This is a genomic window from Herbaspirillum seropedicae, from assembly GCF_001040945.1.
Lineage (GTDB): Bacteria > Pseudomonadota > Gammaproteobacteria > Burkholderiales > Burkholderiaceae_D > Herbaspirillum > Herbaspirillum seropedicae.
Map to the genome: position 1 here is coordinate 509,764 of NZ_CP011930.1, position 22,798 is coordinate 532,561.

General features: G+C 59.9%; 13 protein-coding genes, 2 tRNA genes and 3 rRNA genes. 13 read left to right on the top strand and 5 right to left on the bottom strand.

Features of this window, described 5'->3' with window-relative positions; all coding sequences use genetic code 11:
- The first annotated feature begins 117 nt into the window (after positions 1 to 117).
- The 3 genes from ACP92_RS02335 to ACP92_RS02345 all read left to right on the top strand — a co-directional run bounded on the left by ACP92_RS02335 (position 118) and on the right by ACP92_RS02345 (position 2,603).
- On the top strand, positions 118 to 402 hold the full coding sequence (locus tag ACP92_RS02335) for a GIY-YIG nuclease family protein (protein ID WP_013232511.1): 285 nt from the start codon (positions 118 to 120) through the stop codon (positions 400 to 402).
- Positions 402 to 1,688: a dihydroorotase gene (locus ACP92_RS02340; protein WP_013232512.1), complete on the top strand. Its 1,287-nt coding sequence runs from the start codon at positions 402 to 404 to the stop codon at positions 1,686 to 1,688. Before ACP92_RS02335 ends, ACP92_RS02340 begins: the two co-directional genes overlap by 1 nt.
- A gap of 114 nt (positions 1,689 to 1,802) precedes the next feature.
- On the top strand, positions 1,803 to 2,603 hold the full coding sequence (locus tag ACP92_RS02345) for a lysophospholipid acyltransferase family protein (RefSeq protein ID WP_013232513.1): 801 nt from the start codon (positions 1,803 to 1,805) through the stop codon (positions 2,601 to 2,603).
- Here ACP92_RS02345 and ACP92_RS02350 read toward each other — a convergent pair.
- On the bottom strand, positions 2,533 to 3,357 hold the full coding sequence (locus tag ACP92_RS02350) for a symmetrical bis(5'-nucleosyl)-tetraphosphatase (RefSeq protein WP_013232514.1): 825 nt from the start codon (positions 3,355 to 3,357) through the stop codon (positions 2,533 to 2,535). The genes ACP92_RS02345 and ACP92_RS02350 overlap by 71 nt on opposite strands.
- Positions 3,358 to 3,583: 226 nt before the next feature.
- Here ACP92_RS02350 and ACP92_RS02355 point away from each other — a divergent pair, with 226 nt between their 5' ends.
- From ACP92_RS02355 to waaA, 4 genes are all read left to right on the top strand, one after another.
- Positions 3,584 to 4,960 (top strand): phosphomannomutase/phosphoglucomutase, encoded by a 1,377-nt coding sequence (locus ACP92_RS02355; protein ID WP_013232515.1) that lies wholly within the window; start codon positions 3,584 to 3,586, stop codon positions 4,958 to 4,960.
- Between the two features lie 45 nt (positions 4,961 to 5,005).
- Positions 5,006 to 5,983 carry a lipopolysaccharide heptosyltransferase I gene (gene waaC, locus ACP92_RS02360; RefSeq protein ID WP_013232516.1) on the top strand — a complete coding sequence of 326 codons (978 nt, stop codon included), beginning with the start codon at positions 5,006 to 5,008 and terminating at the stop codon, positions 5,981 to 5,983.
- Between the two features lie 159 nt (positions 5,984 to 6,142).
- Positions 6,143 to 7,012, top strand: a complete 870-nt coding sequence (locus tag ACP92_RS02365; RefSeq protein WP_013232517.1) for a Kdo hydroxylase KdoO — start codon at positions 6,143 to 6,145, stop codon at positions 7,010 to 7,012.
- The gene (waaA, locus tag ACP92_RS02370; protein ID WP_013232518.1) at positions 7,012 to 8,298 is read left to right on the top strand and encodes a lipid IV(A) 3-deoxy-D-manno-octulosonic acid transferase; all 1,287 of its coding nucleotides are present in this window, start codon (positions 7,012 to 7,014) and stop codon (positions 8,296 to 8,298) included. The genes ACP92_RS02365 and waaA overlap by 1 nt, the downstream gene beginning before the upstream one ends.
- Here waaA and ACP92_RS02375 read toward each other — a convergent pair.
- Complete coding sequence (locus ACP92_RS02375) at positions 8,283 to 9,245, bottom strand: UDP-glucose 4-epimerase family protein (protein WP_013232519.1); 963 nt, start codon at positions 9,243 to 9,245, stop codon at positions 8,283 to 8,285. The genes waaA and ACP92_RS02375 overlap by 16 nt on opposite strands.
- A gap of 635 nt (positions 9,246 to 9,880) precedes the next feature.
- Between ACP92_RS02375 and ACP92_RS02380 the strand changes: the two genes are divergently transcribed.
- The 5 genes from ACP92_RS02380 to rrf all read left to right on the top strand — a co-directional run bounded on the left by ACP92_RS02380 (position 9,881) and on the right by rrf (position 15,096).
- A 16S ribosomal RNA gene (locus ACP92_RS02380) occupies positions 9,881 to 11,413 on the top strand.
- Positions 11,414 to 11,531: 118 nt separating this feature from the next.
- A tRNA-Ile gene (locus ACP92_RS02385) sits at positions 11,532 to 11,608 on the top strand.
- Positions 11,609 to 11,615: 7 nt separating this feature from the next.
- Positions 11,616 to 11,691, top strand: a tRNA-Ala gene (locus ACP92_RS02390).
- Between the two features lie 283 nt (positions 11,692 to 11,974).
- A 23S ribosomal RNA gene (locus ACP92_RS02395) occupies positions 11,975 to 14,846 on the top strand.
- Between the two features lie 137 nt (positions 14,847 to 14,983).
- Positions 14,984 to 15,096: ribosomal RNA gene (gene rrf, locus ACP92_RS02400) — 5S ribosomal RNA — on the top strand.
- The 16S, 23S and 5S rRNA genes sit together here with 2 tRNA genes alongside, the layout of an rRNA operon.
- A 619-nt stretch (positions 15,097 to 15,715) precedes the next feature.
- Here rrf and ACP92_RS02405 read toward each other — a convergent pair.
- From ACP92_RS02405 to ACP92_RS02415, 3 genes are read right to left on the bottom strand one after another with little or no spacing between them, the layout of a single operon-like run.
- Positions 15,716 to 17,167, bottom strand: coding sequence for an efflux transporter outer membrane subunit (locus ACP92_RS02405; RefSeq protein WP_013232520.1), 1,452 nt, complete (start codon positions 17,165 to 17,167; stop codon positions 15,716 to 15,718).
- 2 nt (positions 17,168 to 17,169) lie between these two features.
- On the bottom strand, positions 17,170 to 20,316 hold the full coding sequence (locus ACP92_RS02410; protein ID WP_013232521.1) for an efflux RND transporter permease subunit: 3,147 nt from the start codon (positions 20,314 to 20,316) through the stop codon (positions 17,170 to 17,172).
- Positions 20,317 to 20,327: 11 nt separating this feature from the next.
- A complete protein-coding gene (locus tag ACP92_RS02415) occupies positions 20,328 to 21,536 on the bottom strand; it encodes an efflux RND transporter periplasmic adaptor subunit (RefSeq protein WP_013232522.1) in 1,209 nt (402 codons plus the stop codon).
- A gap of 611 nt (positions 21,537 to 22,147) precedes the next feature.
- Here ACP92_RS02415 and ACP92_RS02420 point away from each other — a divergent pair.
- Positions 22,148 to 22,783, top strand: coding sequence for a TetR family transcriptional regulator (locus ACP92_RS02420; protein ID WP_013232523.1), 636 nt, complete (start codon positions 22,148 to 22,150; stop codon positions 22,781 to 22,783).
- The last annotated feature ends 15 nt before the right edge of the window (positions 22,784 to 22,798 follow it).

Consider the following 22,798-nt stretch of genomic DNA (forward strand, 5'->3'; position numbering starts at 1 on the left):
CGAACGGAGTCAATGTTTGATCGTCCCCGTTCCACCTAAGCCCGTTCGGGCTGAGTAGGTCCGCAGGGCCGTATCGAAGCCAGCGCCCGGTGTGCGCGACCAGAATCAGAGGTGAGCATGGCGTTCTATGTTTATCTTTTGCGCTGTTCGGATGGAAGCTATTACGTAGGTCATACGGACAATATCGAGATGCGGATGGCGCAGCATCACTCAGCTGCGCTGAGGTGCTACACGTCGACTCGATTACCGGTTCAGCTCTTGAAGACCGAAAGCTTCGGGACAAGAGAAGAGGCACTGGCGGCAGAGCAACAACTGAAAGGCTGGACCCGTAGGAAGAAGGAAGCCTGGCTCGCAGGAAATTTTGAAGAATTAAGACGACTCGCTAAAAAGACATTCAACTGATGAAACTGCATATCAAGAACGGCCGCCTGATCGACCCGGCCAACGGCATCGACGCCCAGCAGGATGTGTATGTGGCCGCCGGCAAGATCGTCGGCGTGGGCCAGGCCCCGGCCGATTTCGTGGCCAACAAGACCATCGACGCCACCGGTCTGGTGGTCGCCCCTGGCCTGGTGGACCTGTCGGCGCGCCTGCGCGAGCCCGGCTACGAATACAAGGCCACGCTGGAATCCGAGATGCAGGCCGCCATCCAGGGTGGTGTGACCAGCCTGGTCTGCCCGCCTGACACCGATCCCGTGCTGGATGAGCCCGGCCTGGTGGAAATGCTCAAGCACCGCGCCCGTTCGCTGAACCAGGCGCACGTCTACCCGCTGGGCGCGCTGACCGCCGGCCTCAAGGGCAAGGCCTTGACCGAGATGGCCGAGCTGACCGATGCAGGTTGCATTGGCTTCTCGCAGGCCGAAGAGCCGATCACCGACACCACCGTGCTGCTGTCGGCGCTGCAATACGCCAAGACCTTCAACTACACCGTCTGGCTGCGCCCGCAGGATCCGCACCTGGGCCGCTCGGGCATTGCCCACAGCGGTCCGGCCGCGTCGCGCCTGGGCTTGTCGGGCGTGCCGGTGATGTCGGAGACCATTGCGCTCTACACCCTGTTCGAACTGATGCGCGCCACCGGCGCCCGTGTCCACCTCTGCCGCATGTCCTCGGCCGCCGGGCTGGAGCTGGTGCGCCAGGCCAAGAGCGAAGGCCTGCCGGTGACCTGCGATGTGGGCGTGCACCACATCCACCTGTGCGACCTGGACATCGGCTTCTTCGATTCCAATGCCCGCATGACCCCGCCGCTGCGCTCGCAGCGTGACCGTGAGGCGATCCGCACGGCGCTGCTGGATGGCACCATCGATGCGGTCTGCTCGGATCACACCCCGGTCGATGACGACGAGAAGCTGCTGCCCTTCGGCGAAGCTTCGCCGGGCGCCACCGGCCTGGAGCTGCTGCTGTCGCTGTCGCTGAAGTGGGCGCTGGAGACCGAAGGCGAGGGCAAGGAAGTGCTGTCCAAGGCCATCTCCAAGGTGACCCACCGCGCCGCCAAGGTGGCGGGCCTGAAGGCCGGCAACCTGGCCGTGGGCAGCGTGGCCGATCTGTGCCTGTTCGATCCCAACGCCATGTGGAAGGTGCAGGGCGCGGCGCTGGCCAGCCAGGGCAAGCACACCCCGTTCCTGGGTTACGAGCTGCCGGGCGTGGTCAAGGCCACCATCGTGTCGGGGCATATCGCCTTCGAGCGGTGATTGCTGCAGCTTGACTCTTGCTTGATCGATGGTTGCTTTCAGGCAACCTTGATCTTGTTTTCCGCTTAAGCCGTTTTTCCGTCGACGACGACCTGATCACGACCTGATTACGCCATGTTCGTTTTCCGTTTGCTGCGCCTGATCGCGCATCTCTTCAAGGGCATGGCGGTCTGTGCCTTCCTGTTCCCGTTCACGTCCCAGCAGGGCCGCGAGGCGCATATCCGGCGCTGGTCGCGCAAGCTGCTGCGCATCTGCGGCATCGCGATCAGGATCGACAGTCCCTTGCCGATTCCACGTTCGCTGCTGGTGTCCAACCACGTGAGCTGGCTGGATATCTTCGCGGTCAATTCATTGCAGCCCTGCCGCTTCGTGGCCAAGTCGGAAATCCGCAGCTGGCCCCTGATCGGCTGGCTGTGCGCCAAGACCGGCACCATCTTCATTTCGCGCGGCAAGGCCAGCGATGTGCGTCGCATCTTCAAGGGCCTGGTGGAAAGCATCGAGAAGGACGAGCACGTCGCCTTCTTCCCGGAAGGCACCACGGCTGCGCAAGGCACGCTGCTGCCGTTCCACGCCAATCTGTTCGAGGCCGCCATCGATGCCAAGGCGCCGGTGCAGCCCTATGCGCTGCGCTATGTGGACGCCAATGGGCAGTTGCATGCAGCGGCTGACTTCATTGGCGAGATGTCCATCGCCGAGAGTATCCTCACCATCCTCAAGGCGCGCGGCATGACGGCAGAACTGAAGCAATTGCCGCTCATCAGCACCGAAGGCGCACATCGGCGCGACCTCGCGCGCAGCGCGCGTGAAGTCATTGCCACCGGCCTGGGCTATTCGCTGGCCTCGCTCAACCCGGCCGGCGCGCCTGCGGACACTGCACCTGAAACAGCGCCCGATCCTCAAGTCGCACCGCACTGAGCTGGCCGCCCCAGACGCAACCGGTATCGAGGGCGATCAGATTGGGGCGCATCACCAATCCCAGCGTGGACCAGTGACCGAAGACCACGGTCACTTCCTCGGTGCGCCGCCCGGGCACATCGAACCAGGGCGTCAAGCCTGCCGGCGCCGCTGCCGCGCCTTCCTTCACCGCAAAATCCATCGTCCCGTCGGCCTGGCAGAAGCGCACGCGGGTGAAGGCATTGATGATGCAGCGCAGGCGATCGTAGCCGACCAGGTCGTCGCTCCAGCGGTCGGGCTGGTTGCCATACATATGGCGCAGGAAGGCGATCCACTGGTCGCTGCGCAGCATGGTTTCCACCTCACCGGCCAGCGCCAGCGCCTGTTGCAGGTCCCATTGCGGCAGTACTCCGGCATGCACGATCAGGTGGTCCTGGGCGTGGATGGCAAGGGGACGATGGCGCAGCCAGTGGATCAGTTCTTCGCGGTCGGGAGCCTGGAGGATCTCGGCTAGGGTGTCGTCACGGTGGGCGGGGCGGATGCCGCAGGCCACCGCCAGCAGGTGCAGGTCATGGTTGCCCAGCACCGCCTGCGCGCGCTGGCCCATCTGCATGACGGTGCGCAGGGTCTGCAGGGATTGCGGGCCGCGGTTGATGAGGTCGCCGGCGAAGATGAGCTGCGCGTCTGCGCTCAGCGGCAGCTGGCGCTGCAGATCCAGGAACGGGGTGAGGCAACCCTGGAGATCGCCGATGACGTAATGATGAGTCTCTTGCATGAGGCTGGACAATTCTGGCTGGGAGCGCCTGCGCTGGGCGCGGGCGCCGATGTTCAAATGTTCAAATGTTAAGATGTGGCCCGCCCAATGCATCCGGATGTTGCTGTAATGAAAATGCGGCGGGGCTGATTGCTGCAATGCGCAACCATTTTGCGTCAAGCGGATCACAAGCGGGTAGCGTCAGGCAGACGCCTTCCGGTTCTCCTATCAATGAAGGAATCATACTGTGACATCACTTTCACCCTCCATCTTCAAGGCTTACGACATCCGCGGCATCATCGGCAAGACGCTCGATGGCACGGTAGCGTATCGCATCGGCCAGGCCTTTGGCGCCGCCGCCCTGGCCAAGGGACAGAAGAAGGTCGTGATCGGTCGCGATGGTCGTCTCTCCGGGCCTGAACTGGCTGCCGAACTGGCTCGCGGCCTGCAGGCGGTGGGCGTGGATGTGATCGACCTGGGCATGGTGGCCACTCCCATGGTCTACTTCGGCACCCATGTGCTGGACACCCAGTCGGGCATCATGGTCACCGGCAGCCACAATCCGCCGGACTATAACGGTTTCAAGATGGTGCTGGCCGGCGAGGCCATCCACGGCGAGACCATCCAGGCGCTCTACCACGCCATCGTCAAGGGCGACTTCCCGCAGGGCGCGGGCGGCTACGCCACTCATGACATCAAGGCCGCCTATATCGAGCGCATGCTCGCCGACGTCAAGCTGGCGCGTCCGCTGAAGATCGCCGTGGATTGCGGCAATGGCGTGGCCGGCGCATTTGCTGGCGAGATCTACCGGACGCTGGGCTGCGAGGTGACCGAGCTGTTCTGCGAAGTCGACGGCACCTTCCCCAATCATCATCCCGATCCGGCCCATCCGGAAAACCTGCAAGACCTGATCCGCTGCCTGCGCGAGACCGACTGCGAACTCGGCCTGGCCTTCGATGGTGACGGCGACCGCCTGGGCCTGGTGACCAAGGATGGCCAGATCATCTATCCGGACCGCCAGCTCATGCTCTTCGCCGAAGACGTGCTGACCCGCCATCCGGGCAAGGAAATCCTCTACGACGTCAAATGCACCCGCCACCTGGCGCCCTGGATCACTGCGCGCGGCGGCCGGCCGCTGATGTGGAAGACCGGGCATTCGCTGGTCAAGGCCAAGCTGCGCGAGACCGGCGCCCCGCTGGGCGGCGAGATGAGCGGCCATATCTTCTTCAAGGACCGCTGGTTCGGTTTCGATGATGGTCTCTATGCCGGCGTACGCATGCTGGAGCTGATGGCGCGCCAGGCTGATCCGTCGGCAGTGCTCAATGCCTTGCCGCAGTCGGTGAGCACGCCTGAATTGCAGCTCAAGCTGCAGGAAGGCGAGAACGTGGCGCTCATCGGCAAACTGCAGGGCGAAGCCAGTTTCGAAGGCGCCCAGGAGATCATCGCCATCGATGGCCTGCGCGTGGAATATCCGGACGGTTTCGGTCTGGCGCGCTCGTCCAACACCACGCCGGTGGTGGTGTTGCGCTTCGAGGCGGAAACCCCCGAGGCGCTGGCGCGCATCCAGGCGCAGTTCCGCCAGGCCATCCTGGCGGTGCGGCCAGAGGTGGCATTGCCGTTCTGATGGGGTAAGATGCTGGCCCACAGATAACGCCAGAGTGGGTCAGCCTTGAAAATCCTTATCGTCCGCGTCTCCTCGCTAGGCGACGTCGTCCATAACATGCCGATGGTCGCGGACATTCACCGTCATTTCCCTGATGCGCAGATCGACTGGGTGGTCGAGGAGGCCTATACCGGCCTGGTCGGCCTGAACCCCCATGTGCGCAATATCATCCCCATCGCCCTGCGGCGCTGGCGCAAGAGCCTGTGGTCGGCCGCCACCCGCGCCGAGATCGGCGCATTCCGTCGGCAGCTGCGGGGGGAGCGCTATGACCTGGTCTTCGATACCCAGGGCTTGCTCAAGACCAGCGTCGTGATGCGCATGGCGCGCCTGTCGGGCGATGGCCGCCGCATCGGACTGGCCAATGCCACCGAGGGCTCGGGCTATGAACCGATCTCGCGCATCTTCCATGACCAGAGCATTGCCGTGGACCGGCGCACCCATGCGGTGACCCGCGCCCGTCTGGTCGCCGCTGGCGCGCTGGGCTACCAGTTGGACCCGCGGCCCGACTTCGCCTTGCAGCCGGCGCCGCAGCAACGCTGGCCATGGATGCCCGAGCAAGACTATGTGGTGTTCTTCCACGGTACGGCGCGCGCGGCCAAGCAGTGGCCGCAGGCGCAGTGGATCAGGCTGGGCCAGGCGCTGGCCGCGCGCGGCTTGCCTATCTTGCTGCCGTGGGGCAGTCAGCGCGAGCAGCAGGCCGCCCAGCAACTGGCCCAGGCCATTGCCGGTGCGACCGTGTTGCCGGCCTTGCCCCTGATGCAGGCCGTCGCGCTGGTGCAGCAGGCCAGGCTGGTGGTGGGCCTGGATACGGGGCTCACGCATATCGCCGCAGCCTGCGGCAAGCCCACCATCGAGCTGTATTGCGATTCCCCGCGCTGGAAGACCGAGGGCAACTGGTCGCCCTCCATCATCAACCTGGGCGATCTGGGCAGCCCGCCCAGCGAAGACGAGGTGCTGCAGGCTGCCCTGCAACTGCTGGCATGAGCGCCGCGTTGGCCGATCATCCGATGCGTTGAAGCAGATCAAACCGCATCAGCAAAGTCGTCGGAAGCGCCGCCAGAGCGCCTGGGGCGGGCCTGTCGCGGTTTTTTTGCGGTGCTGCGCCAATATACGGGGCTGGCGCTTGCGGGCATAATACCGCCCATGGAATCGCAAATCATCGAGATCGGCCTGACCGAATGGCAGGCTGACAACCCCCATCAGGAGTGGATCACCGCGCTGGAAGCCGGCAAGGTGCTGTATTTCCCGCGCCTTGGCTTCCAGTTGCTGGAGTCCGAGCGCGCGCTGCTGGATCCGGCCGTGCGCGACCCCAAGGTCCGCAACATCAGCCTGGACGCCCGCGGCCACATCAAGGGCGCCGCTGGCGACGCCGAGCAGCAGTTGGCGCTGGCCGCCATGGTCGGACGTTTCCGCGAGCAGGCGCTTGGGCTGGTGCATTCCCTGCTGCCCAAATACAGCGACGCGCTGCGGGTAGCGCCCACCAGCTACCGCCCGATGCAGGTCGAGACCCGCGCCCAGTCCTGGCGTGCCGATGACCGCCGCATGCATGTGGATGCCTTTCCCTCCCGTCCCAACTATGGTGAGCGCATCCTGCGCGTGTTCACCAATATCAATCCCGACGGTGTGCCGCGGGTCTGGCGCGTCGGCGAGCCGTTCGAGACCGTGGCCCGGCGCTTCCTGCCGCGCGCCAAGCCCTATGTGCGCTGGCAGGCCAGCGTGCTGAAGGCTTTGCATGTCACCAAGTCCTTGCGCAGCGAGTACGACCACCTGATGCTGCAATTGCATGACGGCATGAAGGGCGACATGCAGTACCAGCAGGACGCCCAGCAGGTCACCATGCCCTTTGCTGCCGGCTCGGTCTGGATCTGTTTCTCGGACCAGGCTTCCCACGCGGTGATGTCTGGCCAGTACATGATGGAGCAGACCCTGCACCTGGCCCCGGAGCGGCAGTACGATCCGCAATCCAGTCCGCTGGCCATCCTGACGCGCCTGGTCGGCCATCCGTTGGTCTGATGCGCTGGCTGTACAGTGCATTGTGGTGGTTCGCCATGCCGCTGGTGCTGCTGCGCCTGTGGCGCCGCGGCCGCCAGGAGCCCGGTTATCGGGCCCATGTGGCCGAACGGCTAGGGTTCTATCCGCGCCTGCCTGATCCGCAGGCGCGTTTCATCTGGGTGCATGCCGTGTCCGTGGGCGAGACCCGCGCCGCTGAGCCGCTGGTGGACGCCCTGCTTTCCCGCTACCCGGACTGCAAGATCCTGCTGACCTGCATGACCGCCACCGGCCGCGCCACCGGCGCGCAGGTGTTCGGCAAGCATGGCGCGCGGGTGGTGCAAAGCTTCCTGCCGTATGACACGGGATGGATGTGCAGCCGCTTTCTGCGCCATTTCCGGCCGCTGGCTTGCATCCTGATGGAAACCGAGGTGTGGCCGAACCTGATCCGGCAGTGCCGGCGTCATGATGTGCCCGTCATGCTGGCCAATGCCAGGTTGTCGGAGCGTTCATTGCGGCGCGGCCAGCGGTTTGCCTCCCTGTTGCGCCCGGCTGCCGAGGCCATCGACGTCGTCGGTGCGCAATCGGATGGGGATGCCCGGCGTTTGCTGGCCTTTGGTGCTCGTCATGTGGAAGTGACCGGCAGTCTCAAGTTCGATGTGCAGCCGCCCATGCAAGTGGTTGAGCGGGGCCGGGAATGGAAGCGCGCACTAGGCGAGCGCAAGGTCTTGCTGTGCGCCAGTACCCGTGAGGGTGAAGAAGTCCTGATCCTCGATGCCCTGGCCAAGCTGGGGCGGCCGGATTGGCTCACGGTCATCGTGCCGCGTCATCCGCAGCGTTTCGACGAGGTCGCCGCCTTGATCCGCGCCCGTGGGCTGAGGCTGCGCCGCCGTTCCGAACTGGCGCAGGACTTTGCCGTGGAAGATGTGGATGTGGTGCTGGGCGATTCGATGGGAGAGATGTTCGCCTACTATGCCCTTTCCGACGTCAGCTTCATCGGCGGTAGCCTCTTGCCCTTGGGTGGCCAGAACCTGATCGAGGCTCTGGCCTTGGGCAAGCCGGTGCTGATTGGCGAGCACACCTTCAATTTCCTGCGTATTACCGAAGAGGCCGTGGCCGATGGGGCGGCGGTGCGGGTGGGGGATGCGGTGGAGTTGTTGCGGCAGTGGTCCATCCTCATCGCAGAACCCGACCGTATTGATGAGATGGCGCAGGCTGCGCTGTCATTCGCCCAGCGTCATCAGGGAGCGACCGATCGGAGCCTGGTGTTGCTGGCCCCTCTGCTGGAGCGCGCTCATGCGCGCCGATAGGCGTCCACGGTCTTCCTGAAGGCGGCATCTACCGTAATGGGCGGTGACCAGCCCAGCAATTCGCGGTTCTTGCTGATGTCGACCTGCAACGAGCCACAGAGTCTTTGCGCGATGCCTTTCTTGCCCATCAGGCGCGCCGCCAGCGTCAGCCATGATGCCGGTACCGGCAGCAAGGTGGGGGACTTGTCCAGCGCCCGGCCCAACCGCTGGAGCATTCCGGTAGTGGACAGGTCTTCGCCGTCCGAGGCCAGGAATACCTGGCCGGCTGCAGCCGGGTGAGCGAGGCAGACAGTAATCAAATCGACCAGGTTGTCCAACGCCACCAGGCTGCGCCGGTTGTGGGTGATGCCGCCCAGGGGCAGCGGCATACCCTTGTCCAGCCAGCGCATCATGCTCAGGAAGTTGGCTTTCACGCCCGGGCCATAGACCAGTACCGGCCGTATTATCACCACTTGCATCTTTCCCGTGCGGCCCAATTCAAGCAATGCCTGCTCAGCCTCCATCTTGGAAATGCCATAAGGGTCGGTCGGAGCAGGCTTGTCATCGGCGGTGAAGGGCCGCCCAAGGCTGGTTTGTTCGCCATTGACCTTGATGGAACTGAGGAAAATGAAACGTTGCACCCCAGCCTGCTGCGCCTGACGCGCCAAGGCAAGGCTGCCCTCGAGATTGATGCGCCGGAATTCGGCCAGCGGATCACCGGCTGTTTCGTTCATTACATGTACCCGGGCTGCGCAATGGACCACCGCCTCTATATTATGCAAGGCTGCTGACCAGTCTGTTTCAGGATCCAGGCCAGAAATGACAGTGCGTTCGATGCGTTCCCTATCCATGACTGTTTCGGAGGACGGGCGAAATGCGCCTCGCAGAAGGTGTTGTCCTTCCGAGTCCAGGCGGCTGAGCAAAGCTCGGCCTACGAAACCCGATGCGCCTGTGACAAGAATATGCATGGATAGGAAAGGGCTGAAATGAAGAGGGGCAAATCTTATCATCACGGTCAGATCGGGCTGCGTAGCCTGAGCGAAGCGTGGGGCAGGTGATTATTCGGCAGGATGGATGGAAGATCGTTTTTAATTATTTACGGTTATTTTTCAAAAAGGACTTGCACAGCCGATGGTGGGTTGCTATAGTTCGCCCCCTGCTGACGCGACACACGAAGCGAAGTTGAAAAACGAAGCGACGAAGGTCGGCGAAGCAAAGAGTAGTGAAGCAGTTTGTAAGGCGTTTTAAATGGGAGTAGTCAAAGCGGCAGTTAAGCGAAGACGAAAAAATTTAAAACGAATCGCAAAAAAGTAGTTGACGCGATAAACAAGCTGCTACATAATCTCGTTTCTCTGCTGCTGACGAACAAAACGATTCGCAGCGATGCAAACAGCGCACAACGCGTTAGCGACCAACAAGCATGCTCAAAATTAACAGCCGATAAGCGTGGGCGTTTAATGAAGTGCGACAGAACTTCGGTTCTGGAAACTTTAAATATTAAATGCTCACAAGAAATATAGGTAAGTTCGCAAGAAATTACCTGTCAGTATTTTGAGAGAGCGATGCCCTTCGGGGTAGCCAGAAATGGCACAAAACAGAGATTAAACTAAAGAGTTTGATCCTGGCTCAGATTGAACGCTGGCGGCATGCCTTACACATGCAAGTCGAACGGCAGCATAGGAGCTTGCTCCTGATGGCGAGTGGCGAACGGGTGAGTAATATATCGGAACGTGCCCTAGAGTGGGGGATAACTAGTCGAAAGATTAGCTAATACCGCATACGATCTACGGATGAAAGTGGGGGATCGCAAGACCTCATGCTCCTGGAGCGGCCGATATCTGATTAGCTAGTTGGTGGGGTAAAAGCCTACCAAGGCGACGATCAGTAGCTGGTCTGAGAGGACGACCAGCCACACTGGGACTGAGACACGGCCCAGACTCCTACGGGAGGCAGCAGTGGGGAATTTTGGACAATGGGGGCAACCCTGATCCAGCAATGCCGCGTGAGTGAAGAAGGCCTTCGGGTTGTAAAGCTCTTTTGTCAGGGAAGAAACGGTTTTGGCTAATATCCAGAACTAATGACGGTACCTGAAGAATAAGCACCGGCTAACTACGTGCCAGCAGCCGCGGTAATACGTAGGGTGCAAGCGTTAATCGGAATTACTGGGCGTAAAGCGTGCGCAGGCGGTTGTGTAAGACAGATGTGAAATCCCCGGGCTCAACCTGGGAATTGCATTTGTGACTGCACGGCTAGAGTGTGTCAGAGGGGGGTAGAATTCCACGTGTAGCAGTGAAATGCGTAGATATGTGGAGGAATACCGATGGCGAAGGCAGCCCCCTGGGATAACACTGACGCTCATGCACGAAAGCGTGGGGAGCAAACAGGATTAGATACCCTGGTAGTCCACGCCCTAAACGATGTCTACTAGTTGTCGGGTCTTAATTGACTTGGTAACGCAGCTAACGCGTGAAGTAGACCGCCTGGGGAGTACGGTCGCAAGATTAAAACTCAAAGGAATTGACGGGGACCCGCACAAGCGGTGGATGATGTGGATTAATTCGATGCAACGCGAAAAACCTTACCTACCCTTGACATGGTCGGAATCCTGAAGAGATTTGGGAGTGCTCGAAAGAGAACCGGCGCACAGGTGCTGCATGGCTGTCGTCAGCTCGTGTCGTGAGATGTTGGGTTAAGTCCCGCAACGAGCGCAACCCTTGTCATTAGTTGCTACGAAAGGGCACTCTAATGAGACTGCCGGTGACAAACCGGAGGAAGGTGGGGATGACGTCAAGTCCTCATGGCCCTTATGGGTAGGGCTTCACACGTCATACAATGGTACATACAGAGGGCCGCCAACCCGCGAGGGGGAGCTAATCCCAGAAAGTGTATCGTAGTCCGGATTGGAGTCTGCAACTCGACTCCATGAAGTTGGAATCGCTAGTAATCGCGGATCAGCATGTCGCGGTGAATACGTTCCCGGGTCTTGTACACACCGCCCGTCACACCATGGGAGCGGGTTTTACCAGAAGTGGGTAGCCTAACCGCAAGGAGGGCGCTCACCACGGTAGGATTCGTGACTGGGGTGAAGTCGTAACAAGGTAGCCGTATCGGAAGGTGCGGCTGGATCACCTCCTTTCTAGAGTGCGCACGAAGTTAAGCGTCCACACTTATCGGCTGTAATTCAAAGAACAGTTATTTGGTGAAGCGCGGTCTGTGGCAAACGTCACTGACTGGCTACTGATACTGATCCAAGCGGGTCTGTAGCTCAGCTGGTTAGAGCACCGTGTTGATAACGCGGGGGTCGTTGGTTCGAGCCCAACCAGACCCACCAAGGTTTCGGGGGTTTAGCTCAGCTGGGAGAGCACCTGCTTTGCAAGCAGGGGGTCGTCGGTTCGATCCCGTCAACCTCCACCAAGAAATGTCAAACCTAAGTCAGCGTTCAAGTTGGCGTAGTGATTTAGGTTTGATCTTTTACGATCAATGGCTGTTTTTGTTCTTTAACAATCTGGAAGAAGTAAAGATTCATTTAAACGATCGCCAGGACTTCGGTTCTTGCGAAAGTAAAAATGGGTGTGATTGTATCAATCAAAGTATTACGAAGTGATCTTAGCAATTAGAAGACTTACTTTGGAATACGGCAAACGCTAAAACTCAACGCTTCTTTATAACGCTCTTGCAAAAGAGGCTAACGTTATAGGAACAAGCGAATAAGTGCACATGGTGGATGCCTTGGCGATTACAGGCGATGAAGGACGTAGTAGCTTGCGATAAGCTGCGGGGAGCTGGCAAACAAGCTTTGATCCGCAGATTTCCGAATGGGGAAACCCGGCCGTAAGGTCATCGTTATCTGAATACATAGGGTAACGAAGCGAACGTGGCGAACTGAAACATCTAAGTAGCTACAGGAAAAGAAATCAACCGAGATTCCCAAAGTAGTGGCGAGCGAAATGGGATCAGCCTGCAAGATTTAGCATCAACGATAGCAAAACGGAATGGAAAGTCCGGCCATAGTGGGTGATAGCCCCGTATGCGAAATCGATGGTGTGGAACTAGGCTTGCGACAAGTAGGGCGGGACACGTGAAATCCTGTCTGAACATGGGGGGACCATCCTCCAAGGCTAAATACTCGTAATCGACCGATAGTGAACCAGTACCGTGAGGGAAAGGCGAAAAGAACCCCGGAAGGGGAGTGAAATAGATCCTGAAACCGTGTGCATACAAACAGTAGGAGCCTCGAAAGGGGTGACTGCGTACCTTTTGTATAATGGGTCAGCGACTTACATTCAGTGGCAAGCTTAACCGAATAGGGAAGGCGCAGAGAAATCGAGTCCGAATAGGGCGTTCAGTCGCTGGGTGTAGACCCGAAACCAGATGATCTATCCATGGCCAGGTTGAAGGTGCGGTAACACGCACTGGAGGACCGAACCCACTAATGTTGAAAAATTAGGGGATGAGCTGTGGATAGGGGTGAAAGGCTAAACAAATCTGGAAATAGCTGGTTCTCTCCGAAAACTATTTAGGTAGTGCCTCAAGTATCACCATCGGGGGTAGAGCACTGTTATGGCTAGGGGGTCATCGCGACTTACCAAACCATTGCAAACTCCGAATACCGATGAGTGCGAGCTTGGGAGACAGACGCCGGGTGCTAACGTCCGACGTCAAGAGGGAAACAACCCAGACCGCCAGCTAAGGTCCCAAAGATTGGCTAAGTGGAAAACGAAGTGGGAAGGCTAAAACAGTCAGGAGGTTGGCTTAGAAGCAGCCATCCTTTAAAGAAAGCGTAATAGCTCACTGATCGAGTCGTCCTGCGCGGAAGATGTAACGGGGCTAAGCCAGTCACCGAAGCTGCGGATATCCGTAAGGATATGGTAGGAGAGCGTTCTGTAAGCCTGTGAAGGTGTCTTGTAAAGGATGCTGGAGGTATCAGAAGTGCGAATGCTGACATGAGTAGCGATAATGCGGGTGAAAAGCCCGCACGCCGTAAGCCCAAGGTTTCCTGTTCAACGTTCATCGGAGCAGGGTGAGTCGGCCCCTAAGGCGAGGCAGAGATGCGTAGCTGATGGGAAGCAGGTTAATATTCCTGCACCGTCGTTAGATGCGATGGGGGGACGGATCGCGGAAGGTTGTCCGGGTGTTGGAAGTCCCGGTTTTTGCATCGAAGAAGGCTGTTAGGCAAATCCGGCAGCGTAATTCAAGGGTGTGAGACGAGCGAACTTGTTCGCGAAGCAATCGGAAGTGGTTCCAAGAAAAGCCTCTAAGCTTCAGTCTAACGAGACCGTACCGCAAACCGACACAGGTGGGCGAGATGAGTATTCTAAGGCGCTTGAGAGAACTCGGGAGAAGGAACTCGGCAAATTGGTACCGTAACTTCGGGATAAGGTACGCCCAAGTAGTTTGACTGGCCTGCGCCAGAAGGACAAAAGGGTTGCAATAAAATGGTGGCTGCGACTGTTTAATAAAAACACAGCACTCTGCAAACACGAAAGTGGACGTATAGGGTGTGACGCCTGCCCGGTGCTGGAAGATTAAATGATGGGGTGCAAGCTCTTGATTGAAGTCCCAGTAAACGGCGGCCGTAACTATAACGGTCCTAAGGTAGCGAAATTCCTTGTCGGGTAAGTTCCGACCTGCACGAATGGCGTAACGATGGCCACACTGTCTCCTCCCGAGACTCAGCGAAGTTGAAATGTTTGTGATGATGCAATCTACCCGCGGCTAGACGGAAAGACCCCATGAACCTTTACTGTAGCTTTGCATTGGACTTTGAACCAATCTGTGTAGGATAGGTGGGAGGCTTTGAAGCAGGAACGCTAGTTTCTGTGGAGCCGACCTTGAAATACCACCCTGGTTTGTTTGAGGTTCTAACCTTGGTCCGTTATCCGGATCGGGGACAGTGCATGGTAGGCAGTTTGACTGGGGCGGTCTCCTCCCAAAGTGTAACGGAGGAGTTCGAAGGTACGCTAGGTACGGTCGGACATCGTGCTAATAGTGCAATGGCATAAGCGTGCTTAACTGCGAGACTGACAAGTCGAGCAGGTACGAAAGTAGGACATAGTGATCCGGTGGTTCTGTATGGAAGGGCCATCGCTCAACGGATAAAAGGTACTCTGGGGATAACAGGCTGATTCCTCCCAAGAGTTCATATCGACGGGGGAGTTTGGCACCTCGATGTCGGCTCATCACATCCTGGGGCTGTAGCCGGTCCCAAGGGTATGGCTGTTCGCCATTTAAAGTGGTACGTGAGCTGGGTTTAAAACGTCGTGAGACAGTTTGGTCCCTATCTGCCGTGGGCGTTGGAAGTTTGAAGGGGGCTGCTCCTAGTACGAGAGGACCGGAGTGGACGAACCTCTGGTGTATCGGTTGTCACGCCAGTGGCATTGCCGAGTAGCTAAGTTCGGAAGAGATAACCGCTGAAAGCATCTAAGCGGGAAACTCGCCTTGAGATGAGACTTCCCGGGAACTAGATTCCCCTAAAGGGTCGTTCGAGACCAGGACGTTGATAGGTCAGGTGTGGAAGCGCAGTAATGCGTTAAGCTAACTGATACTAATTGCCCGTGCGGCTTGTTCCTATAACATTAGCTCTGTTATAGACAAGTTGAGCATATATTGTGTTTGCCCTAGTGCATCACACCCCAGAATCTAAAATACTTCTTCCAGTTTGGGTTGGTTGCTGCTCCAGCGAGAGCAACTGACTTTACAAGTTATGCCTGATGACTATAGCAAGTTGGTACCACCCCTTCCCATCCCGAACAGGACCGTGAAACGACTTCGCGCCGATGATAGTGCTGCAACCAGTGTGAAAGTAGGTCATCGTCAGGCTTGTTACTCCCAAGAACCCTCGTTACGTAAGTAGCGAGGGTTTTTGCTTTGGGGAATCCGCTCGAGTTCTGGATGCTGCTGCCTTGATGCCGTGTCGGCGACTTCACTCTCCTCATTCCCTCTTCTATCTTCCATCAGCAGGACAATCAAGAACGTCAGTGCCTGTTCCTCGGCGCTGAGATGCTGATGTCCTCCTCTCCAAGCCGAATTGGCCTAGTCCCAGATCACGATCCAGATTGCAGCTCGTCGATACTGAATGACAATGCAAATGCGCGGTGGCCACTATTTGTTTGGTTTTATACACAACGTCCACTGAGATAGGGCCGATTGCGCCACTTCCGCTATTCCTAAATCTCTTAGCGCTGGGCCGTCAAAGTGGCTGGAAAGTCGCTAGTACTCGGCATCCCAGTCAACAGAGATTTAGTTTTATACATAGCTTCTTCAGCTCTTGAGGGCTACAGTTAATTTATGCACAGGCCAAAAGTCTAACTTTCTGGTTCGGCCATCACCGCATTTGCGGTAACCATCAATGCTTCAGCCAACAAAAATGCCGTTCAGTCTTCACTGAACGGCATCTCAAGGCAGATAATCCGCCTTCTTTCTTACGGCCCGGTATGACTTACTGCTTGGCCGCCACACTCACCGTGTTTTCATTCAAGCCGCCTCCCAATGCCTTGTACAGATCAATGGCATTGTTCAACCGCAGCTGGCGCGCCTGGATCAGGGCTTGCTGCGCCGAGAACAGGTCGCGCTGTGCATCGAGCTGATCCAGCGACGAGGCGATGCCATTCTTGAAGCGCAGGTCGGTCAGCTTGAGACGCTCCTGCTGGGCAGCCAGGAAAGCTTCCTGCGCCTTGACCTGCTCATCCAGGCTACCACGCGCCACCAAGGCATCCGCAACCTCGCGGAATGCAGTCTGGATAGCCTTTTCATAGGTCACGACAGCCTTGTTCTTGCGCACTTCAGCCAAGTCCAGATTGGCGCTGTTACGGCCAAAATCGAAAATCGGCAAGGACAGCGAAGGGCCAAAGCTCCATGCGCCAGAACCGCTTTCGAACAGCCCGCCCAGCGTGCTGCTGGCGCTGCCGAAGTTGCCCGTCAGCGAGATGCGCGGGAAGAATGCCGCGCGCGCCGCGCCGATATTGGCGTTGGCAGCCAGCAGGCTCTGCTCGGCCGAGCGGATGTCAGGACGATTGGTCAGCAGGTCCGAAGGCAGGCCAGCGGGAATGTCGGTCACGATCTTTTCATCTGACAGCAACTGCGCCGGCGGCAGCTCGCCGATCTTCTTGCCGACCAGGAGCGTCAGGGCATTCTCTGCCTGGGCACGCTGGCGCTCCAGCTGGGTCTTGGCGACCCTGGCCGATTCCACCAAGGTTTGCGTCAGGCGGAAATCCAGCGCGGTGCTGGCGCCCACGTCCAGGCGCTTCTGCGCCAGATCGAGATTGGACTGGCGCGACTTGAGGGTCTCATCGGCCAGCTTCAACTGCTCGGCATAGGAACGTTCGGCCAGATAGGCTTGCGCCACCTGCGCCACCAGGCTGATCTGCGCCGACTTCTGCGCTTCTTCGGTGGAGAGGTAGCTGGCCAGCGCCGCGTCCTTCAAGTTGCGCACGCGGCCAAAAAAGTCCAGCTCGTAGGCAGGCACAGCCAGGCCGACCTGGTAGCTGTTGCTGATGGTCGGCTGTCCCGTCAGGGACTGGCTGGCGGCGGTGCGGGTGCGCGCCGCATTGCCCGACAGGTTCAGGTTGGGCAGCAGATCGGCGCGTGCGATCTGGTATTGCGCGCGCGCCTCCTCGATATTGAGCACGGCGGTGCGCAGGTCACGGTTGTTTTCCAGCGCCGCCGCGATGAGCTGCTGCAAACGCTGGTCCGGGAAGAACTGGCGCCAGCCCAGGTTGACGGCCTGCAGTTCGGCACGGCCCGCGGCGTCGGCCGGGTAGGACGATTCTACCGGCGCTTGCGGACGCTCATAGGTGGGAGCCAGCGAGCAGCCCCCCAGTACGCCGGCCATCACCAGCGCTGCGCACATGTGCAGCAGGCGAGGCGAGCGCGGCATCGACAGATTAGCCATTGTTATTCTCCACTATTGATCTTGGGCGAGTGCTCGGCGTCAAACTTGCGCTGACGCTCGCTGCCCTTGAATATCTTGCGCACGACCACGAAGAAGATCGGCACCAGGAACACCGCCAGCACCGTCGCCGTGATCATGCCGCCCATCACGCCGGTACCAATGGCGCGCTGGCTGGCCGAACCGGCGCCAGAGGCGATGGCCAAGGGCAGCACGCCCAGGATGAAGGCCAGCGAGGTCATGATGATCGGGCGGAAACGCAGGTGCACCGCTTCCAGTGTGGCCTCGATCAAGCCCTTGCCCTGCGCTTGCAGATCCTTGGCGAACTCGATGATCAGGATCGCGTTCTTGGCCGACAGACCCACCACCGCAATCATGCCCACCTTGAAGTACACGTCATTGGGCATGGCGCGCAGGGTCACGCCCAGGAGTGCGCCGAGAATACCCAGCGGCACCACCAGCATCACCGCCAGCGGAATGGAGGTGCTTTCATACAGCGCAGCCAGCACCAGGAACACCGCGATCAGCGACAGCGCGTACAGGGCCGGAGCCTGGTTGCCGGAGGTCTTTTCTTCCAGCGACTGGCCAGTCCATTCGAAACCGAAGCCCGGCGGCAGCTTGGCCACGAAGGACTCCATCTCGGCCATGGCTTCACCGGTACTGCGGCCAGGTGCTGCACCGCCGGCGATCTTCATGGCCGGGTAGCCGTTGTAGCGGATCAGTTGCACGGGGCCGTTGATCCACTTGGCGGTCACGAAGGCCGAGAAGGGCACCATGGTGCCGCTGGAATTGCGGGCGTACAGGTTGGTCAGGTCTTCCGGCTGCAGGCGGCGCTTGGCATCAGCCTGCACGATCACGCGCTGCTGGCGGCCCAGATTGGGGAAGTCGTTCACATAGGACGAGCCCAGCGCCGTGGAGAGCACGCTGTTGATCGTCGAGAACGGCACACCCAGCGCATTGGCCTTGTCGCGGTCGATGTCCAGTTGCAGCTGCGGCGCATCTTCCAGGCCTTCCGGACGCACCCCTGCCAGCACCTTGCTCTGCGACGCCATGCCCAGGATCTGGTTGCGGGCCTGCACCAGTGCGGTGTGACCCAGGCCAGCACGATCCTGCAGACGGAAGGTGAAGCCGGTGGCGTTACCCAGTTCCGGAATCGGTGGCGGGTTCAGCGGGAACACGATCGCATCCTTGATCTGCGAGAAGGCGCCAAAAGCCTTGCCCGCAATGGCGTCAGCGGACTGCGACTTGTCGCGCTGCGACCAGTCCTTCAGCGGCGTAAACACCAACGCAGCGTTCTGACCGTTACCCGAGAACGAGTAGCCCAGCACGGCAATGGCATGCTCCACCGCCGGGTCCTTGAGGTAGTACTCTTCGATCTGCTTGACCACGGCCGTCGTGCGCGAAGTGCTGGCGCCAGGCGGCAGCTGCACGTTGGTGATGATGTAGCCCTGGTCTTCGTTGGGCAGGAAGGAGGCCGGCAGACGCACATACAGCAGGCCTACGCAGGCCACGATCAGTACATACACGATCATGTAGCGGCCGGCCTTGTTGAGCATGCCGCCGATAATGCCCTGGTAGCCGCTGGCAGTGCTGTTGAACTTGCGGTTGAACCAGCCAAAGAAACCCTTCTTCTCGTGGTGATGACCCTTTTCCACGGGCTTCAAGATGGTTGCGCACAGCGCCGGCGTGAGGGTGAAGGCCATCAGCACCGAGAACACCATGGAGGCCACCATCGACAGCGAGAACTGGCGATAGATCGCGCCCACGGCGCCGCCGAAGAAGGCCATCGGGATAAAGACCGCGATCAGCACCAGGGTAATACCGATCAGCGCGCCGCTGATCTGTCCCATGGCCTTGCGGGTAGCGTCAGCCGGCGAAAGACCTTCTTCGCTCATGATCCGTTCGACGTTTTCCACCACCACGATCGCATCGTCGACCAGGATACCGATGGCCAGCACCATGCCGAACATGGTCAGCACGTTGATCGAGAAGCCGAACAGCAGCAGCGTGGCAAAGGTACCCAGCAGCGCCACCGGCACCACGATGGTAGGAATGATGGTGTAGCGGATGTTCTGCAGGAACAGGAACATCACCAGGAACACCAGCACGATCGCTTCGATCAGGGTCTTGACGACTTCCTCGATGGAGATCTTGACGAACTTGGAGGTGTCGTACGGGATGGTGTACTTCACGCCGGTCGGGAAGTACTTGGCCAGCTCTTCCATCTTCTTGTGCACAGCCGTAGCGGTCCCCAGCGCGTTGGCGGTGGGCGAGAGCTGCACGCCGATGAAGGAGGAGGGCTTGCCATCGAGACGACCGGAGGTGTCATAGCTCTGGCCACCCACTTCGACCCGGGCGACATCGCGCAGGCGCACCGTGGCGCCATTGGCGTTGGCGCGCAGGATGATATTGCCGAACTGCTCAGGCGAGGTCAGCTGGCCGTTCACCACCACGGTGGCGGCGATCTGCTGCGTTCCCGGGCTGGGCAGTGCTCCCAGCGTACCACCGGCCACCAGGGCGTTCTGCGCCTGGATGGCGGCAGTCACGTCGGCCGGGGTGAGGTTGAGCCCGATCAGCTTGTTCGGATCGATCCAGATGCGCATGGCGCGCTCGGTGCCGAACAGCTGCGCCTGGCCCACGCCTGGCACACGCTTGATTTCGTTCAAGACGTTACGGGACAGATAGTCACCCAGCGCCACCGGATCGAGCTTGCCATCGGTGGAGGACAGGCCGATGAAGAGCAGGAAGTTGGAACGCGACTTGGTCACCTGCACACCCTGTTGCGTCACCGCCGCCGGCAGGCGTGCTTCGACGCGCTTCAGGCGGTTCTGCACATCCACCGCCGCCAGGTCCGGATTGGTTTCCGGCGAGAAGGTGATGGTGATCTGCACCTGGCCGTTGGCCTGGCTTTGCGACTCGATGTATTGCAGGCCATCGGCGCCGTTCATTTCCTGTTCGATCAGGCTGGTCACCGAATCGTCCAGGGTCTGCGCGGTAGCACCCGGATAAGTGGCCGTGACCACGATGGTCGGCGGCGCAATGTTGGGGTACTGGGACACCGGCAGGCCGGTGATGGCCAGCGCGCCGGCCAACATGATGAAGATCGCTAGCACCCACGCAAATACGGGGCGATCAATAAAGAACTTTCCCATCTGGCAGCCTCTTAGTTAGCTTTCGGTTGGGCGCTCGCCTCTTGCTTGGCCGGTTGGCCAGACGCTTGTGCGGGAGCGCCCGCGGGATTCCATTGCACCGGCTTGACGGTGGCGCCCGGACGTACCTTTTGCAGGCCTTCCACGATCACGCGGTCACCTTCCTTCAAGCCATCGAGGACCTGCCAGTTGTTGCCGCGCGCGCCGCCGGTCTTGACAGGACGCGGTTCGACCTTGTTCTCGGCATTGACCACCATCACCGTCGAACCGCCGGCATCGCGCACCACTGCCTGTTGCGGCACCAGCAGGGCTTGCTCATCGACGGCCTGTTCGATCTTGGCGCGCACATAGGTGCCCGGCAGCAGCAGGCGCTTGGGGTTGGGGAACTCGGCGCGCAGCGACACCGAACCGGTGTTTTCATCCACGCTGATGTCCGAGAACAGCAGCTTGCCCGGCAACGGATAAGCCTGGCCATTTTCCAGCTCCAGGGTCACGCTGGCCTTGTTGTCGCCCACGCTCTTGAGCTGGCCGGCCGCCATGGCCTGCTGCAGCTTGAGCAGGTCGGCGCTGGACTGGGTCACGTTCACATAGACCGGATCGAGCTGCTGCACCAGCGCCAGCTGGGTCGCATCCCCCTGGCCCACCAGCGCGCCTTCGGTGACCAGCGCGCGGCCGATGCGACCGGAGATGGGCGAAGTCACGGTGGCGTAACCCAGGTTCAGGCTGGCAGTCTGCACCGCAGCCTTGCCTGCAGCGACGTCGGCCTCGGCCTGCTTTTGCGCGGCCACGGCGTTGTCATATTCCTGCTTGGAAACCGCGTTGACTTCCACCAGCGGCTTGTAGCGCTGGGCGGTCAGGGTGGTCTGGGTCAGGTTGGCCTGGGCGCGCGCCAGCGTAGCCTGCGCGCTTTCCAGGCTGGCCTTGTACTGGGCCGGATCGATCTTGAACAGCACCTGGCCTTCCTTGACCTCGCTGCCTTCCTTGAAGACGCGCTTCTGGACGATGCCCGCCACGCGCGCGCGCACTTGCGCCACGCGGAAGGCTTCTACCCGGCCCGGCAGTTCATTGGTGATGGCCACGCGTTGCGGGGCAATGGTCACCACCGAAACCTCGGACGGCGGCATCGGGCCACCCTGGGCGGCGGGTTTCTGTCCGCAGGCGACCAGAGCGGCGGCGATTGCGACGGTCATGGTGAGGCGCGTGAAACGACTGACTGAGCTCATAGATATCTCGCACGAAAGTAAAGTTGAAGCCGCCAGGAGCGGCGATGAAACGAATTCGGTTACATCGGTCACGACGATGCAGCATCGTCGATATCGAGCGCCACGGGGCTGGCCCGATGGCAGTGAACTGCGTTGCTGCGATGCAAAAAGCCACCGCCCGCTTCCCGGCAAGGGCGCTGAAAATTTTTGCAGGTGGGGTACGGCAGGATCTTGAAGCGGGTGCTATTATACATACATCCATGAATGTATGTATTTCTTCGAAACATCATCATAATTTAGCAAACTTGGCTGAAACCGCGTAGCAAAATATGAGTGATTCCTTGCATTTTCCTCCGCAGGCCGAGAAAACGCCTTTTCACAGTCAGGAAAACCGAGCTCTTCCATGTTGGATCAATTTCACAGCGGCCGCAGGGCAAGACGAATGAGGGCCTCAGATATTGTGACTTCACCAGTCTTCCCTTGGCCCAAGGGCGGGGCAATACGCCCGACTGAAGCGTTGCCGCGCCCGCACGCAGGCGATGTGCGCGCGCAGCATGCCTATGCACCGTCCGCTTCGGCCCATAGCGTCGTCTCCTGCTTAGCATCACCGATGTCAGGCGAGGAGCGCTGAGATGGCCCGTTCCACCAAGGAAGAAGCGCTCGAAACCCGCTCCCGCATCCTGGATGCGGCCGAGCAGGTGTTCCACGAGCGTGGCGTCTCCCAGACCTCACTGGCCGACGTGGCCAAGGCCGCCGAGGTCACGCGCGGGGCGATCTACTGGCATTTCAAGAACAAGAGCGACCTGTTTGACGCCATGTGCGAACGGGTGCGGCTGCCGATGGAAGCGGTGCTGGAAGAGAACGCCAGTCCCCAGGTAGAGGACCCGCTGGGGCAGTTCCTGCGCAGCGGCGTTTACGTGCTGACCATGGCCGCCACCGACGAGCGCTGCCGGCGGGTGTTCGACATCATTTTCAACAAATGCGAATTCGCGGATGCCCATGATCCCATCCTCATCCGCCAGCGCGAATGCCATGTGGATGGCATGCTGCGGCTGGAGCAGATCCTGGGCAATGCCGTAGCGCGCGGCCAGTTGCCTGCCACGCTGGATATTCGGCTGGCCTGCCTGATGACGCACGCCACCTTCAGTGGGTTATTGACGGATTGGTTCTTTTCACCGGACAGTTTCGACCTGGTCAGCGAAGGGGAGCGGGTGCTGGCAGCGTCCATGCACGCGCTGAAGACCGCGCCGTCGCTGCAACGTCGCTGAGCCGGTCGTTCCGAT